Raw genomic sequence first — 16,376 nt, forward strand, 5'->3', positions numbered from 1 at the left:
AACTTCATGGCATGAAACCCGCGCTTCTTATTCAAGAATAAACTGAGCCCCGTTTAGGGCTGTCAGTACTTTTATTCTATGCTCAGTGAAGATAATGACAGGAATATCCCATGGCCAACGTCAGTCAATCCGCGTCGCTGGACAGTATCGCCGCCTATCTCAAGCGCCTGCACGGCTGCGATCAGGATACTGCGCTCAAAGAAGCCAGAGAGGTCATGCATAACCTGATGGCCATGCGCCAAAAAGGGTTTATTAATGGCTGGTACTTTGACGAGCGCGGACACCTCGAACTGCTGCCAAGTGATGCCGTACAAAAACACCTCTCTCCCCCAAGATAAGCCCACCTTTAGGCAGGTGCCGGCACGGCTATCCAATGCTCACTTTGGGTGGGTTTCCACCCATTCAGGATATTAGTGTGAGCGGCAGCTCACCCACCCTCTCCCACTACGTGCGACGGATCACTGATTTAACCGCTTTATTACCAAGGAGTTAAAGCAATGTTAACCACATTGGCCTACTCTTTGCCTTGTCTTTAACAGACCTCAAGGGACATCACTGCTGTATCCCGAGGAAAGATACGCAATAACAACTCAAGGGAATTCAACATGAAAGTATCAAAACCAGCGACCCTGCAATCACTCTTTACCCTCGGCAAGGCCAGTCTGTTGGCAACCGTGCTGGGATTCAGCTTTGGTGCCGCCGCCGAGCCGGTGGAAATCAAGTTTTCTCACGTGGTGGCGGAAAACACCCCCAAAGGCCAGATGGCGCTCAAGTTCAAAGAGCTGGTAGAAAGCCGCCTGCCAGGTGAGTACAAGGTGAGTGTATTTCCCAACTCACAACTCTTTGGTGACAACAACGAACTGGCGGCGCTGCTGTTGAATGACGTACAACTGGTGGCTCCATCTCTGTCCAAGTTCGAACGTTACACCAAAAAGCTGCAGGTATTCGATCTGCCCTTCCTGTTTGAAGACATGGATGCGGTGGACCGTTTCCAACAAAGCGAAGCCGGTCAGCAACTGCTGAACTCCATGAGCCGTAAGGGTCTCGTGGGTTTGGGGTATCTGCACAATGGCATGAAGCAGTTCTCAGCCAACAACGCCCTGTCTCTGCCGGGCGATGCGGCCGGTAAAAAATTCCGCATCATGCCGTCAGACGTGATTGCAGCGCAGTTTGAAGCTGTCGGCGCCATCCCGGTGAAAAAGCCTTTCTCCGAAGTCTTTACCCTGCTGCAAACCCGGGCCATCGATGGTCAGGAAAACACCTGGTCCAATATCTATTCCAAAAAGTTTTACGAAGTACAAACGCACATCACCGAGAGTAATCACGGGGTGCTCGATTATATGCTGGTGACCTCTGAAACCTTCTGGAGAAGCCTGCCCAAGGACAAACGTGACATCATCAAGCAGTCAATGGACGAAGCTGTTGCTCTGGGTAACAAACTGGCGTTGGAAAAAGCCAACGAAGACCGTCAGCTTATTCTGGACTCCAAGCGTGTTGAACTGGTGACACTGACTCCTGAGCAACGTCAGGCCTGGGTCAATGCCATGCGTCCGGTATGGTCACAGTTTGAAGACAAAATTGGTAAAGACCTGATTGAAGCCGCTGAATCTGCCAACCAGCGCTAAGCCCGTGTGGGGCACCCAGGTGCCCCACTTTTGTCACTCAATAACCAGGGATGACGCTGCCACAGGGACGGTGCAGATATTCCGGGGAGAGCATCAGTGATTTCTCGTATTTTTGGTTACTTTGAAGAAGGCGTACTTAACCTTCTTATCACCCTCATGACGTTGCTGGTATTCATGGAGGTCATTGCCCGATTTTTCTTTAATACCGGCTTTTTGTGGATCCAGGAGCTGACACTCACCATTTGTGGCTGGTTTGTGCTCTTTGGCATGTCCTATGGCATCAAAGTGGGCGCCCATATCGGCGTGGATGCCTTTGTCAAAAAACTCAAGCCGGGCGCCCGGCGTATATCGGCGCTGCTTGCCGTCAGTATCTGCCTGATTTACTGCGCCATGTTCCTTAAGGGTACCTGGGACTATCTGTCGCAAATTTATCACATCGGCATTGGCATGGAAGATTTGGACGTGCCCTCGGTGCTGATGAACCAAATGAGCGAAGACTTTGCCTGGGAGGTGATGCGTATCGACCCCGAAGACCCCGCCATTCCCCTTTGGATAAGCCAAAGCATTCTGATCTTGGGATTCATGATGTTGACCTGGCGCTTTCTTGAACTGGCTGCGGCCATTTTCCGTGGCACGTCCAACGGATTCAGCTTCCATGACGAAGCCAAAGAAAGCATGCACCTGGCTGACGAGCAGTCGGGCGCCAACGACAAGAACAATGACGGAGCCAAGTCATGACCATAGCCACGCTGTTTTTAACTCTGTTCCTGTGCATGTTGCTGGGCATGCCCATCGCCATCGCGCTGGGATTTTCGAGCATGCTGACCATATTGCTGTTTTCCAATGACTCTTTGGCGTCGGTGGCCCTGAAGCTCTATGAAGCCACCTCAGAGCATTACACACTGCTTGCGATCCCCTTCTTTATTCTGTCGTCAGCCTTCCTCTCCACCGGCGGGGTAGCACGGCGAATCATTGAATTTGCCATGGACAGTGTCGGCCACATTCGTGGCGGCCTCGCCATGGCCTCTGTGATGGCCTGTATGCTGTTTGCTGCGGTATCAGGTTCATCCCCTGCGACTGTGGCAGCCATCGGCTCCATCGTAATTGTGGGCATGGTCCGCGCGGGCTACCCACAAAAGTTTGCCGCTGGGGTGATTACTACCTCGGGTACCCTGGGGATCCTCATTCCCCCTTCCATCGTGATGCTGGTGTATGCGGCAGCGACCGAGGTCTCGGCCGCACGGATGTTTATGGCAGGCCTCATCCCCGGTCTCTTGATGGGTATACTGCTGATGGTGGCCATCTACATAGTCGCCCGCATCAAAAACCTTCCCTCGCGACCTTTCCCCGGCGTGAAGGCTCTGTCGCTTTCAAGCGCCAAGGCCATGGGCGGACTGGCATTGATTTTCATCGTGCTGGGCTCCATTTATGGTGGCGTGGCAAGTCCCACAGAAGCTGCAGCGGTTGCCTGTGTGTATGCCTACCTGGTGGCAGTATTTGGCTACCGGGATATAGGTCCACTCAAAGAGGTACCGTGGCGCAAGGCAGATGAACCCCTGTTGACGGCTGTGGGACGCAACCTGGTGCATATGTTACTGGGTCTTATTAAAACCCCCGCCAACCGTGAAGTCCGCAATGTGGTACGTGATGGTGCCAAAGTCAGCATTATGCTGCTGTTTATCATCGCCAACGCCATGCTGTTTGCCCATGTGCTGACCACAGAGCGGATTCCCCACATCATTGCTGAAACCATCGTTGGCTGGGGCCTGCCGCCCTGGGGCTTCCTTATCATAGTCAACCTGCTGTTGCTGGCGGCCGGCAACTTTATGGAGCCTTCTGCCATTCTGCTTATCATGGCGCCCATTTTGTTCCCTATCGCGGTGCAACTTGGTATCGACCCCATCCACCTTGGCATCATCATGGTGGTGAATATGGAGATTGGCATGTTAACGCCGCCGGTGGGACTGAACTTGTTTGTGACCGCAGGGATTACAGGGCGCAGCATCGGCTGGGTTATCCATGCCTGCCTGCCATGGCTGCTTCTGCTGCTGGGCTTCCTGGTGCTTATTACCTATGTTCCGCAAATCAGCCTGTTCCTGCCGGAATACCTGGACAGTCTGCGGGGATTTAAATAATCCCTGGCTGCACAGTTGATCCCAAGCTTATTTTAAGCGAGCCTAAGCCATAGATTTACTATGGCTTTTGCCTTTTTGAGAACCGCCGTACATGCAGATGACAGCGCAAATTCAACGACGCCTTCGTTATACCCTGCTCGCCCTCGCGGGCCTGGTGGGCGTGTTATATCTGACCTGGAGCTGGCATGTGCGAAGCGGCATGTCTGAGCTGGCCGAAACCTCCCGGGCTCAGCTCGGTGAGCTCGTCAGCCTGCTCGATGGCATGTTGTCGCGCTTCGAAACCATCCCCCATGTGCTGTCAACCAACCCTATGCTGGCCGATACCCTGCTTAACCAGCGTGATATGGATAAGGTTCAAAAGCTCAATAACTACCTCGAAGAGCTCAGGCACATTACCGAGGCCTCCGACATTTATCTGATTGATGCCCTTGGCGTTGCGGTGGCCGCCAGTAACTGGCAGCAATCCTATTCATTTGTTGGCCAGGATTATTCGTTCAGGCCTTACTTCACCGAGGCCATCGCCGGGCGTCAGGGCAATTACTATGCGGTGGGAACCGCCTCCGATAAGCGGGGCTATTACTTTTCTTTTCCGGTGGAAGACAGCGGCACTGTGCTCGGCGCCATCGTGGTGAAACTGGACGTGCTGGACATCGAAGCCCAGGCCTCTGGGGTCGCACAGGCGGGGCAGTATGACTTTATTATCACTGACCCCGATAACATCGTCTTCGCCTCCAATCGGGCCGAATGGCGGCTCACGTCACTTGGCCCCTTTACCGAAAGCAAGCGCTATGCCCTCAATGCCAGTAAAAGGTATGCAAAGCGGCAAATCACAGAGCTGGATATTCACCCCGCTTACCGGGGGGTGACCGAAGGGGTCAATGCCTATCGGATTGGCAGTGGGCTCAAGGCAACCGACTACCTGGACACCTCTGCGGCCATGGTCAAGGCTGGCTGGCGGGTACATGTATTGACGCCACTGGCCCCGGTATATGGTTCCTTGTCACAGGTGCTGTTGCTCTCGGCCACCTGTTATGGCCTGCTACTGCTCTTTACCTTGCTGCAGCGAGAGCGGCGCCACAGCCTGGCGCGAATGCAGCAATCCCGCGATGAGCTGGAGCAGCGGGTGAAAGAGCGCACCGCAGAGCTTGAAGCCGCCAACACCCAGCTCAAAGACACCCAGGATGAGCTTATTCAGGCAGCCAAGCTCACCGTGGTCGGTACCATGTCGGCCAGTATCAACCATGAACTCAATCAGCCACTGGCGGCCATTCGAAGCTATACCCAAAACACCCAGACCTTTTTGGAGCGGGACATGCCCGGCCGGGCGCGGGAAAATTTGGCCATTATTCTTGAACTCACCGACAGACTCGCCGACATTGTCGGCCAATTCAAAAGCTTTACCCGCAAAACCCAGGGCAAGGATGGGGTGGTCAGGCTCGCCGACTGCTTACAGCAGGCCCTGACCATAGTGCAGCCCGAGCTGGACAAGCAAAAAGCCCAGCTGACTATCCACTGTGAAGATGAATCCCTCAAGGTCTGGTGCGACGGTACCCGCCTGCAGCAGGTGCTGGTTAACCTTATCACCAATGCCCTGACGGCCATGTCTCAATGCCCGGTGAAGCGTCTGTCCATCAGTTTGCTCGGGGGCGATCCTGTCACCATACGAATCCAGGACTCAGGCCCCGGGGTGCGTGACAGCCTGATGGAGAAAATCTTTGAGCCTTATTACACCACCAGCGAGCGGCAGGGACTGGGGCTCGGCCTGTCTATCTCCCGCCGTATTATCGAATCCATGCAAGGGGATATCCGGGTCGCCAACGCACCAGAGGGTGGCGCCATCTTTGATATCACCCTGCCCGCCTATTTAGCCGACAAGGGACAATATGAGTCTTGATAACCTGACAAACATCCAGGTGCTTATCGTGGATGATGAGCCCCATATCGGCACAGTGCTGATACAACTTTTTGAACTGAATGGCTTAAATGCCGCGGCCACCACAGATCCCCGCCAGGCCGTCAACCTGATCTCACCGGATTGGCCGGGGGTAGTGGTTACCGACGTCAATATGCCCGGCATGGATGGCATTTCACTGCTGGCACACTGCATCGATATTGATGCCAGCCTGCCTGTGGTGCTGCTGACCGGTTTTGGTGATATTGCCATGGCGGTGAGCGCCCTTAAGCAAGGCGCCTATGACTTTCTTGAAAAACCCTTCAACAACGAGCATATGCTGGATGTGGTTAAACGGGCGCTGGAAAAACGCAGCCTGACACTGGAAAACCGCAAACTGAAAAAGCAGCTCGAGTCACACGCCATCCCCGGCCCACGGATTTTGGGTAACAGCCCGGGCATAGTTCGGCTGCGAAACCTGATTGACATGGTTGTGAATACCCCGGCCGATGTGTTGATTGAGGGGGAAACTGGTACCGGCAAAGAGCTGGTCGCCCGCTGCCTGCACGACCACAGTCCGAGGCATCAGGCCAATTTTGTGGCCATTAACTGCGGTGCCATCCCCGAAAACCTGATAGAGAGTGAGCTTTTTGGCGCCGAGGCCGGGGCCTTCACCGGTATCGACAAAGTCCGGGTCGGCAAGTTCGAATTTGCCAATGGTGGCACCCTGTTTTTGGATGAAATCGAATCCACCCCATTGTCACTGCAAGTCAAGCTGCTCAGGGTACTGGAAGACAGGAAGGTTGAGCGACTGGGCTCAAATAAGAGCATCCCGCTCGATATCCGGGTAGTGGCCGCCACCAAGGTGGACCTAAAACAACTGTGCGATAAAGGGGAATTCCGCCAGGACTTACTCTATCGCCTGAATCTGGTCACTATTCCCATCCCGCCACTTAAGGAGCGACGGGAAGATATCCCCTTGTTGTTTTTGCATTTTGCCCGGATTGCCTCCGCCCGTTATCACAAGGAGCTTATCTTCCCCAGTGCCGAACATAACGCCCGCATGGCGTCACATGGCTGGCCAGGAAATGTGCGGGAATTGAGGAACCTTGCCGAGCGCTATGTGCTCCTTGGCGCCGAATCGGCCTTTGCCGCGAGCCTTGGCGGCCATGCCGAACTGCAATCCGGTATGTCCTTGAGTCAGCGGGTAGAGTTTTTCGAGCGTATGCTGATTGAAGAAGCCCTGAGTCACAATCGCGGCTCCATCAAGCAAACCATGGAGCAGTTGGAGCTGCCGCGCAAAACCCTGTACGACAAGATGCGCAAATACGATCTGGACCGTAAGCACTACCTCAACGACACGCAGGAAGAGGCATAGCCCCCTTGCCGCGACGCAGTGCAAACCAGGCAAATGCCGCCGTAGCGCCGAGCACTATTAAAGAGCCGAAGACCACACCGGCCCAGCCTGCCTGATGCCAGAAGGGCATCAGGAAAGGCCCGCCGAGAGACGCTCCGAGATAATAGCAGCACAGATACAGCGACGAGGCCTTGGCCCTGTGGCCCGTTGCCCTGAGCGCCACCTGGCTGTTGCAGCAGGCATGGATAAGGAAAAAGCCGCAGGCACTGAGTAAAAAGCCGAGAATGATGGCAACCTGGGTATTAAGCAATGTCAGCACACTGCCAGCCACCATCAGCACCAACGACACGCCAAGCAAACCAGCCACCCCCAAATGTTTGATGGCGCTGCCGGAGCGGTATGCGCTCAGGGTACCGCTGAGATAACACAGGAAAATCAAGGTCACTTCAAAGCGGCTCCAGCCAAAAGGTGGCTCCAGCAAATGCAGCTGGATAAAGCTGAATTGATTCACCATCACCATAAAGGCAAGGCCACCAATAATGTAAAACACCCGGAGCGCCGGATTACCAAGGTGCAGAATAAAACCTGTCCAGGGCCGTCTTTCACCGCTGCGAGACTTGATAGCGTCATTGATTGGCCTTCTGGTCGCATCACTGAGAGGCGCCAAAAATCGATGACTGATGGCCACTGCCACCAGGGTAATGCCAGACAGCAGCATCACTGATGCAAACCAGCTCAGATGCTGCGCCATAAAGCCCCCAAGCAAACGGCCCAAAATGCCGCCGAAGCTGTTGGCCGCAATATAAAAAGCGCCCGCTTTTATCAAGGCTGGCAAGGGTAATTTATCCCTGAGATACGCCATGGCGATGGCCGGCACAGCGGCAAGTAAAACCCCCTGCAGCAACCTTAAGGCCAACATCTGCGGCCAACTGTCGACCACCAGCATCAGCGGGTTGGTGAGTGCGAGCAGCCACAGGCTGATAATCAGCGGCCTGAAACGGCCGAAGGCATCGGAAATCAGTGCATAGCCCAGCAATGAAAATGCCAGAGAGAAACTGCTGACCGAGAGGATAAGCGTGGATGCACCCGGGCTGATGGCAAAGTGTTCTGCCAACATAGGGAGCATGCCCTGCACCAGGTACAGGTTGATATAGACCACCACTGAAGCCAGTGATAACCCGTAGATCAAGCGCCGTGCATCGGCTCTGGAAATTCTGCCGTTCACGGCGCACCTCAATACCAAGACTTTGATTGCTTCAGGGTAGCGGCGCAGCTAACATTAACATAATAGATATTTCATCTATTATTTATTGATATTATTTATATTTGGCTAAGTAGCGGTAACGGATGGACATCAAGCAGCTCAATCACCTCATCGCCATATGCGAAACCGGCAGCTTTACCCGTGCAGCGAAGCGGCTGTCGCTTGCCCAGCCTGCTCTGAGTCAGAGCATCAAAAAGCTCGAGCAGGAACTTGGGGTAACGCTTATTGGCCGCAATCAGGGCATGAATGACAGGGGCATAAAACTCACCGCCGAAGGCCAGGTGCTGCTGGAACATGCCAGACGCATCGTGAACCAGCTCGGTCAGGCCAAGGCGCAAATTCAGGCCATGGCCGACCTGCGCCAGGGCGAAGTCCGGGTGGCGGTTCCCGGCATGTTGGGATCCTTTTATTTACCGTCACGGCTGATGGCCTTTCGCCACCGCTACGGCGGCCTCAAACTGAGTCTGTTTGAAGGTGGCACCCGGGATGCGCTGCGGATGCTGGAGCAGGAAGAGGTGGATATTGCCATCATCACCGCCAAGGATCTGACCCCGGCACTGGAGTCCTGCCTGCTGCTGACCGAAGAAATGGTGGTTGCCATGGGTCATGAACATCCGCTGAGCGATAAGACCAGCGTCACCTTGGAAGAATTTTTCGACCACGAGTTGGTGATATTCAAACCCGGTTACTTTCATCGGGAATGGCTGCTCTCCCAGGCAAGGGAGCTTGGGATATCCCCCACTATCGCCTTTGAAACCAACTTAATTAATCTTATCAAGCAGGTAGTCTCTCAGGGCTTTGCCATTACCAGTGTGCTGGATATGGTCATCTCCGCCAAGGATGAGATAGAGAAACGCCCTTTTAACCCGCGGGTATTTCTGGACCTGCATATCGCATGGAAAAAGAAACGTCCACTGGGCCAGGCAGATAAAGCCTTTGTGGAGTTTTTGCTGGCAAACAAATAAAAAGCCCGGCAGAGCCGGGCTTTTTTATTTCACAGCAAACACTTACATTGGCTGCTGTTTCAGTACCGCTCTATCCAGTTTCACACGTTCAACTTGTGAATTCTGCTTCAGCTTATCCAGAAGGGCTAAAAGATCGCTCCCCTCACTCGCCGCCAGAATCAACAGTTGGGTGTCATTTTGCCAATCGAGTCGAAGACCTGTGTTGGCAGCAAAAGAAGCAGGGTCAACACCGGGCTTCACTTTAACCACAAACTTTCCGGTCAGAGTAGCGAACGGCTCGCCGTCTTCAGTGACAAGTTGCTCCCCCTGAGTCAGTCGCTTCGCCTTTTGAATTCCCTTGTCGGTCTTCACATAAAAACTGTCATTCAGTCCCAAAAAGTCCGCTCTGGTGGCATTTTGTTGATACTGCTGACTGTTATTTTCGAAAGGATTTTTATCATGGGCCATTGCCGGTAACGCCAGCAGAGTTATACCGAGGGCCGCCATTGTTGCTGAATACTTCATCTGTTACTCCTTAAGAGGCTACCTTTGCCTTATGACCATGAAAACGAATAGACCAACCTTTCAGCATGCCATTACTTTCGTTTGGAATACTGATATAGCCTTTGTCATATTTCAGGAAGCGGTACTCGCCACTGTTCACGTCTATCAGCTTGATAGTCCATTCTCCCTTGGCGGATTCGCCATAGAAGGCGTTAGACAGCATGGGCGTTGCATCATAACCCGTGACCAGATCGCTTGGGTCAGCCGGGTCCATCACGCCCTGGTATACCATGCCGTTGTAGGGTGTCATCAACACACTACGGGTACCGGCAGGAGAAATCAGTTCCACGGCAAGATCTGGCAGACGTAAATGATCGGCAGTCAACTCAATCTGAACAGCCTCAACAATCAGTTCTTCCGATACATCCAATGAGTCAGATACGCCGGTCAGGCTCGCATCGGGAATCGTTTTATCAAGATTCTTCTCACTGGCAATCCAGTCAGTGAGCACGTAGTCACCCAATTCTGCTTTGTAAGCCTGAGCCATCGCCACAGCGGCACTCACATCGACACGACCAAATCCATACTCATTGTGGAAGTGATATCCGGCGGCATTCTCCTGCCAGGCGGGAATGGCATCATACTCAGGCGCATCCTCTTGTGAGCCAATGGCTACCTTCTTGGCGGGTATATCTGCGTCAACCTTGGTTGCGGTAGCCGCTAAAATATGGCGAACATCGCGCCAGGAGAGGTCAGGATTGGCACTCATAATCATGGCAACAGCACCGCTGGTGTTGGGTGCTGCCGAGGAGGTACCATTCATGGTTGAGCGATAATCGCATTCCAGGTTGAGTGGGTGCAGGCCACCATCAAATGGCGTGGATGGCCTTTCATTTGCTACAGAACTACCCTTTTCACAGCTGACCCGGTCGGTGGTCACAATGGCTGGGTCATCCACACCGTACTCACCACCGGGCGCGGTGAGAAATACGTTTGAACCCACAGAAGAGTAACTGGACCGCTTGCCTTCGGCATTGATGGCAGAGACTAACAGGTTATAAACGTTGGCATTGTCCGATGACATGTTGGAGTTATGGAAAGGCAAGCCCTGGTTTGGCGCCTTGCCTTCTTTTGGCGCGCTGAAGTAGTCTCCGGGCAACCAGAAGGTCCCCATAGAGCGGTAATAGTCGTACCCGTTACCTGCAGACTTCACAAAAATACTGCCTTTGCCGTCAAAACTGTCGGTACCGATGGCTGCATAAACTTCGTTTTCGTCTTCATCAAAACCGTGGGGGAAAGGCACCGAGTATCCATAGCTCTGGTTAAAAACACGGGCAGTATCACTGTATGCACTGGCGCCATGAGACTTGGCAAAGTTTTCAAACGTCTGCACGCTCTTCACTTTTCCTGTGGGGTCTTGGTCCAAAAAATTAAAACCAATCAGACTGGCTTCAGGAGCGACACCGCGACCACCAAGACCATTCCAGCCTTCCGCTGCAATGATGCCGCCAACAGAGGTTCCGTGAGAGGCGCTGTCGGCAAACGGAGTCGGATTAATGGTACCGGTTATCAGGTTATATGAGCCGCCAGCGATTACGTTATTCTGAAGATCCGGATGACTGATTTCCAAACCATCATCAATGACAGCAACGACAACACCTTTTCCGGTTACACCAGACGCAATTGCCTCGCTTACATTCATGTCTTCACCGGCGACACCGCGGTTTTTGGCAAATGCATTTTGCCCGGTATTTTTCAAATGCCATTGGTGTTCAAACAATGGATCGCCACCGTTAATTTGCACTGTCAGCGTTGAGATGGCTTCACTTTTTCCATCACTGACTTTAAAACGTACAACTTCGGTCCCTTCCATTACATCGGTCAGGTAACTGAAGCTACCTTTGCTGGCATCTTCAATCTTCAGGGTGCCCAGTTTGACCTCACTCGGGTCGACAAGAGAAAAGCTGATTCCACCTTCAGCATCTTTGCCATCCAACATACCTTCCAGACGAATCGACTGACGAGCTTCATAGGTAACATCCTGGCTCACTGGCGCTGTGTTAACAGGCTCTGGTTTTGCTTTGTTATCGCTACCGCAACCTGCCAATAAAACGGCAGCGACGCTCAGCGCAATTATCGACTTATGCATACTTCATTTCCTTTTGATAATAAAACGCCATACTGCCAAAATTTAATTAACGGCAATGATACACCTATCGGTACGGCATATTATTTTATTGTTATAACCTTGAATTTATTCGAGGCGAAACATATGTAACACATGCAACAATTGATACAAAAAGGAAATAGTAGAAATATTTTCAATTAAATTTTAACAGTATTTAATTCGATATAGGGCAATGAGAAAATAGCAAGAAAAATCAAACACAAAGCATTGATTTGAAACTAATAAACAAAAATAGAGCAATTAACAGCCTTAAGGGGATAGCATGCCATTTAAACAGTTGGTTACAAACTTGGTGTGTATAAAAAATAATTAAGTGTGGCTTTTAATAAATTTTGCAAAAATACAGGACAGCGTTTTATATTTTATAGCCGTACGAACGTACGGCTATAAGTATAGATTTGACTGCTATAAAAAGTCGCTTATTGCGCGTCGGGTTGATTTTCCGGCAGTGCGTCTATAAACGCCTGAGTGGCATTACAGTGGGCCTCGATTCGAAGGATATTTGGATAATTATCCAGCGGTACATTAAACCGGCGGGCATTGTATACCTGAGGAATAAGACAGGCGTCGGCGAGCGTCGGGGTATCACCAAAGCAATACTCACCACTGTGGCGGGCAAGCAGCTTTTCAAATGCCGTAAAGCCTTCATGGATCCAATGGTGATACCAGGCGTTTTTCACCTCATCGCTGAGTCCCATATCACCACTGAGGTACTGCAGCACTCGAAGATTATTCAGCGGGTGGATTTCACAGGCAATCGCAAGACACATGGCTCTGACCGTCGCCCTGTCGGCGGCAGACGCAGGCAGCAGAGGCAGCCCCATGCCTGTATCTTCAAAGTACTCCATGATGGCCAGTGACTGGGTCAACACTGAGCCATCATCCAGCACCAATGATGGCACCAGATGTTGTGGGTTAAGCGCCACATAATCGTCGCAGTGTTGCTCGCCGCCATTTTTCACCAGATGCACCGACAGTTGCTCCGCATCCAGTCCCTTCAGATTCAGTGCAATACGCACCCGATATGCAGCGCTTGAGCGCCAGTATCCATAAAGTTTCATGCTGTTCTCCTCTGCCTTGCCGGTAGCCGACATTCCGCAGGCCACAATACACAAAACGGGGCCGAGGCCCCGTTTTTCATCACTCAAGGCATCACGCCTTGTATTCAACTACCTGCTGATCGATGGCACCGAAAATGCTGTTGCCGTCATCGTCGAGCATTTCGATGCGTACCCGATCGCCAAAGCGCAAAAAGGGGGTACTGGCTTTGCCATCGGCAATCACTTCCAGCATACGCTTTTCAGCGAGACAGCTTGAGCCAGCGCTGCGATCGTAGTTGGAAATGGTACCAGAACCAATGATGGCACCGGCGCCCAGCGGACGGGTCTTGGTTACGTGGGCCACCAGCTGGCTGAAGTTGAAGGTCATGTCCACACCGGCATTGGGCTTGCCAAAGAGCTCACCGTTCAGATGAGTGATAAGTGGCAGATGTACCTTGGTGTCCTGCCACTTGTCACCCAGCTCATCCGGGGTCACGGCCACAGGCGAGAAGCTGCTTGAAGGCTTGGACTGGAAGAAACCAAAGCCCTTGGCCAGTTCAGCCGGGATCAGGTTACGCAGTGACACGTCGTTCACCAGCATCAGAAGCTTGATGTGTGAGGCAGCGTTTTCGGCAGAGATCCCCATGGGCACATCGTCGGTTACCACAGCAATTTCAGACTCGAAGTCGATACCCCAGTCTTCGCTGGCCATTTCAATGTTGCTGCGTGGTGGAATAAAGCTGTCGGAGCCGCCCTGATAAAACAGCGGGTCGGTCCAGAAGGTTTCGGGCATTTCAGCGCCACGGGCCTTTCGCACCAGCTCAACGTGGTTTACATAGGCGCTGCCATCTGCCCACTGGAAGGCGCGTGGAAACGGCGACAGACACTTGGTTTCGTCAAAATCGACGGTGTTTTCAAGCTGACCGGCGTTGAGCGCATCGTACAGCTCAGTAAGCTGAGGGCTGAGCAGTGCCCAGGCATCCAGCAGCTGCTGCATGGTGTGAGCAATGGCGGGTACGGCTACGGCCTTGGTCAGGTCACGGCTTACCAGCATCAGCTGACCATCGCGGCGACCATTGTTATATGTGGCTAATTTCATTCTCTGCTCCTGTCCTCGCACCGCGCCAGTTCTGGCACGATACGGTTTTTAATGGCGTAACAAATACCCCAAGGCGCGAACCTTTGAAATAGCGTGACTCAAATCACAATTCGCGGGGGATTCATGTCTTTTGTAAACTTTTACATACAGCGAGAGATGCCCCCTGATGGCATGCCCCTCGCCACTCGATACTGGTGATAAATTGCCCGACTGACTGGCAAATTCTTTTTACACGGTATCAGCGCTTCTTACTTATCTTGTATTCCCGCAGCTTGTTGGCGATGGCCGTGTGGCTTACCCCCAACTTCTTTGCCAGCTGGCGGGTGCTGGGGTACGCCGGGTAAAGGCGTCGCAGCAAGCTGGACTCAAACTGGCGCATGGCTTCGTCCAGGGTGCCTTCGAACTGATTATCAAAGTAGCCGAAGCCTTCGGCGTAAGAGGGTAATTTAAGCTGCTCCACCGTGAGCTCTGCCGAGCCATCCCACATGGACACGGCGCGGAACACCGCGTTTTTCAGCTGGCGCACATTGCCCGGCCAGGCGTAGGTGAGCAGGTGATCACGGCAATTGGGGGAAATCCGCCGCATGGGGCTTGAGAGTTGCTGGCTGTAATGCTCAAGGAACATTTCTGTCAGCGGAATAATGTCGACCTTACGCTCTCTGAGGGAAGGCATGTGGAAGGAAAGCACATGGATGCGATAGTAAAGGTCTTCGCGAAACTCCCCCATCTGACACAGTTCAGCAAGATTTTTCTGGCTGGAGCAGATGATGCGTACATCGGCCCTCACCTCTTCATCCCCGCCAATGCGTCTGAATGACCCTTCGGTCAGAAGCCTCAGCAGCTTTACCTGTGCTGCCTTGGACATTTCGGCAATTTCATCGAGGAATACGCTGCCGCCCTTGGCTTCTTCAAACAGGCCGCGCTTGACGATTTGACCATCGCGCACAAAACCAAATAACTCTTCCTCTGCCGCGCTGTCGGGCAAGGCGGCACAGTTGATGGCAATAAAGGGCCTCTCGCGGCGCATGCTGGCGTCATGGCAGGCTCGGGCCATCAATTCTTTGCCGGTACCGGTTTCCCCTGTGATGAGTAAGGGCGCGTCCAGTTGTGCCATGCGTTTGGCCTGCTTGAGCACTTCTTTCATCTTGTCGCTGACGGCCAGCACATTTTCAAAGCCTGTGGTCTGGTTTTGCAGGGCATTGAACTGCTTGCCAACCCGGGCTGGTGATTTGAGCGACACCACGGCGCCGGCGAGTATGCTCTTGTCATCTTCATCGGGCAGGTAAATGGGCAGCATCTCGGCCAGGTATTCGTTCTGGCCTATGTGGACACGGGTTGCCTGGGCAAGCACCTGGCTTTCACTGAGCCAGCGCCCAAAACTGAAGCCCTGCACCCAATGGTTCAACGATTCTTCCACCACCTCGTGCTCTTTCATACCGAGGGTCATCAAGGCCGATTCGTTAACAATACGCACCCTGCCCTTTACGTCGATGGAAAATACCGAGTCCGGCAGGGTTCTGAGCAGGGTTTTCAGTGCATAGTGCTCTTGCTCAGACGGCATAAAGGCCACGGTACGCACATCGTGCACGCTCTCGACCTTACGGATTTGCGGCATCAGGGCACTCAAGGTATCGAAGCTGACCTCGGCAAACTGGAAATACAGGAACCCCCGGTTACTGGCATCGATGGCAAGCAAATTGATACCGTACTTTTCCAGCACGATAAGAATATCCTTGGCAAGCCCAACCCTGTCCTGACAACTCACTTCCAAACGCATATGTGAATGTATCCCTTTTGTAATCTTGTTCTTGGGAGTGGGGACCTCGTGTCCGCGATTGGCCGGGATCCCGCTGAGAGTACCTGGCGCTATACGGTAGAAGGTATTGAGAAAAGTGGCAAGTCTTGTTTACAGAACTCAGCGTCAACCATAAAAAAATCAGCGCCAAACTTAAGGTAAGGCGCTGATTTCATTTGAATCCAAATCAGTCCAGCAACTGGTCTGTCTTGGCTGCCATGATGAAGTCGTTGCGGTGCAGCCCCTTGATGGAATGAGACCACCAGGTCACTGTGACCTTGCCCCATTCGGTGAGAATACCCGGGTGATGGAATTCTTCTTCTGCAAGATCTGCCAGCTTGTTGGAGAAGGCCATGGCCAGCTTAAAGTTTTTGAACTTGTACACTCGCTCCAACTGCATAATGCCGTCGCGCACTTGCACGCTCCAGTCGGGGATCATCCGGATAAGCTCAGCCAGCTCGGCGTCGGTGACCTTGGGGGCATCAGCCTGACAGGCTTCACACTTCATGGATGCTAATTCACTCATTACTGCTC

14 protein-coding genes are annotated in these 16,376 nt (G+C 52.8%); 7 read left to right on the top strand and 7 right to left on the bottom strand.

Features of this window, described 5'->3' with window-relative positions; genetic code table 11:
• Positions 1-110: 110 nt before the first annotated feature.
• From JQC75_RS11370 to JQC75_RS11395, 6 genes are all read left to right on the top strand, one after another.
• Positions 111-338 carry a hypothetical protein gene (locus tag JQC75_RS11370; RefSeq protein WP_203324208.1) on the top strand — a complete coding sequence of 76 codons (228 nt, stop codon included), beginning with the start codon at positions 111-113 and terminating at the stop codon, positions 336-338.
• Positions 339-605: 267 nt separating this feature from the next.
• Positions 606-1,625 carry a TRAP transporter substrate-binding protein gene (locus tag JQC75_RS11375; protein WP_203324209.1) on the top strand — a complete coding sequence of 340 codons (1,020 nt, stop codon included), beginning with the start codon at positions 606-608 and terminating at the stop codon, positions 1,623-1,625.
• Between the two features lie 96 nt (positions 1,626-1,721).
• Positions 1,722-2,363 (top strand): TRAP transporter small permease, encoded by a 642-nt coding sequence (locus tag JQC75_RS11380; RefSeq protein ID WP_203324210.1) that lies wholly within the window; start codon positions 1,722-1,724, stop codon positions 2,361-2,363.
• Positions 2,360-3,760 (top strand): TRAP transporter large permease, encoded by a 1,401-nt coding sequence (locus JQC75_RS11385; protein WP_203324211.1) that lies wholly within the window; start codon positions 2,360-2,362, stop codon positions 3,758-3,760. Before JQC75_RS11380 ends, JQC75_RS11385 begins: the two co-directional genes overlap by 4 nt.
• A gap of 91 nt (positions 3,761-3,851) precedes the next feature.
• The gene (locus tag JQC75_RS11390) at positions 3,852-5,654 is read left to right on the top strand and encodes a sensor histidine kinase (protein WP_203324212.1); all 1,803 of its coding nucleotides are present in this window, start codon (positions 3,852-3,854) and stop codon (positions 5,652-5,654) included.
• The gene (locus tag JQC75_RS11395) at positions 5,644-7,029 is read left to right on the top strand and encodes a sigma-54-dependent transcriptional regulator (RefSeq protein WP_203324213.1); all 1,386 of its coding nucleotides are present in this window, start codon (positions 5,644-5,646) and stop codon (positions 7,027-7,029) included. Before JQC75_RS11390 ends, JQC75_RS11395 begins: the two co-directional genes overlap by 11 nt.
• Here JQC75_RS11395 and JQC75_RS11400 read toward each other — a convergent pair.
• Complete coding sequence (locus JQC75_RS11400) at positions 7,004-8,233, bottom strand: MFS transporter (protein WP_203324214.1); 1,230 nt, start codon at positions 8,231-8,233, stop codon at positions 7,004-7,006. The two genes, JQC75_RS11395 and JQC75_RS11400, sit on opposite strands and share 26 nt — an antisense overlap.
• 122 nt (positions 8,234-8,355) lie before the next feature.
• Between JQC75_RS11400 and JQC75_RS11405 the strand changes: the two genes are divergently transcribed.
• Positions 8,356-9,237 (top strand): LysR family transcriptional regulator, encoded by an 882-nt coding sequence (locus JQC75_RS11405; protein ID WP_203324215.1) that lies wholly within the window; start codon positions 8,356-8,358, stop codon positions 9,235-9,237.
• A gap of 42 nt (positions 9,238-9,279) precedes the next feature.
• On the opposite strand, the gene JQC75_RS11410 is transcribed toward JQC75_RS11405, so the two are convergent.
• The 6 genes from JQC75_RS11410 to JQC75_RS11435 form a co-directional block, all read right to left on the bottom strand.
• On the bottom strand, positions 9,280-9,741 hold the full coding sequence (locus JQC75_RS11410; protein ID WP_239001999.1) for a hypothetical protein: 462 nt from the start codon (positions 9,739-9,741) through the stop codon (positions 9,280-9,282).
• Positions 9,742-9,751: 10 nt separating this feature from the next.
• A complete protein-coding gene (locus JQC75_RS11415) occupies positions 9,752-11,869 on the bottom strand; it encodes a S8 family serine peptidase (RefSeq protein WP_203324216.1) in 2,118 nt (705 codons plus the stop codon).
• A gap of 458 nt (positions 11,870-12,327) precedes the next feature.
• Positions 12,328-12,969 (bottom strand): maleylacetoacetate isomerase, encoded by a 642-nt coding sequence (maiA, locus tag JQC75_RS11420; protein WP_203324217.1) that lies wholly within the window; start codon positions 12,967-12,969, stop codon positions 12,328-12,330.
• 91 nt (positions 12,970-13,060) lie between these two features.
• Complete coding sequence (locus JQC75_RS11425; RefSeq protein ID WP_203324218.1) at positions 13,061-14,047, bottom strand: fumarylacetoacetate hydrolase family protein; 987 nt, start codon at positions 14,045-14,047, stop codon at positions 13,061-13,063.
• A 238-nt stretch (positions 14,048-14,285) separates the two neighbouring features.
• The gene (gene tyrR, locus JQC75_RS11430) at positions 14,286-15,824 is read right to left on the bottom strand and encodes a transcriptional regulator TyrR (RefSeq protein ID WP_203324219.1); all 1,539 of its coding nucleotides are present in this window, start codon (positions 15,822-15,824) and stop codon (positions 14,286-14,288) included.
• Between the two features lie 205 nt (positions 15,825-16,029).
• Entirely contained in the window at positions 16,030-16,368 is a 339-nt protein-coding gene (locus JQC75_RS11435; protein ID WP_203324220.1) for a 4a-hydroxytetrahydrobiopterin dehydratase, read from the bottom strand.
• Positions 16,369-16,376: the final 8 nt, after the last annotated feature.

Origin of the sequence: Shewanella litorisediminis (genome assembly GCF_016834455.1) — a bacterium.
In the GTDB taxonomy this organism is placed as follows: Bacteria; Pseudomonadota; Gammaproteobacteria; order Enterobacterales; family Shewanellaceae; genus Shewanella; species Shewanella litorisediminis.

Coding starts and splice junctions, on each gene's coding strand:
- JQC75_RS11375 (WP_203324209.1), top strand. CDS start 606: ATGAAAGTATCAAAACCAGCGACCCTGCAATCACTCTTTACCCTCGGC.
- JQC75_RS11415 (WP_203324216.1), bottom strand. CDS start 11,869: ATGCATAAGTCGATAATTGCGCTGAGCGTCGCTGCCGTTTTATTGGCA.
- JQC75_RS11425 (WP_203324218.1), bottom strand. CDS start 14,047: ATGAAATTAGCCACATATAACAATGGTCGCCGCGATGGTCAGCTGATG.
- JQC75_RS11370 (WP_203324208.1), top strand. CDS start 111: ATGGCCAACGTCAGTCAATCCGCGTCGCTGGACAGTATCGCCGCCTAT.
- JQC75_RS11390 (WP_203324212.1), top strand. CDS start 3,852: ATGCAGATGACAGCGCAAATTCAACGACGCCTTCGTTATACCCTGCTC.
- JQC75_RS11405 (WP_203324215.1), top strand. CDS start 8,356: ATGGACATCAAGCAGCTCAATCACCTCATCGCCATATGCGAAACCGGC.
- JQC75_RS11385 (WP_203324211.1), top strand. CDS start 2,360: ATGACCATAGCCACGCTGTTTTTAACTCTGTTCCTGTGCATGTTGCTG.
- maiA (WP_203324217.1), bottom strand. CDS start 12,969: ATGAAACTTTATGGATACTGGCGCTCAAGCGCTGCATATCGGGTGCGT.
- tyrR (WP_203324219.1), bottom strand. CDS start 15,824: ATGCGTTTGGAAGTGAGTTGTCAGGACAGGGTTGGGCTTGCCAAGGAT.
- JQC75_RS11410 (WP_239001999.1), bottom strand. CDS start 9,741: ATGAAGTATTCAGCAACAATGGCGGCCCTCGGTATAACTCTGCTGGCG.
- JQC75_RS11395 (WP_203324213.1), top strand. CDS start 5,644: ATGAGTCTTGATAACCTGACAAACATCCAGGTGCTTATCGTGGATGAT.
- JQC75_RS11435 (WP_203324220.1), bottom strand. CDS start 16,368: ATGAGTGAATTAGCATCCATGAAGTGTGAAGCCTGTCAGGCTGATGCC.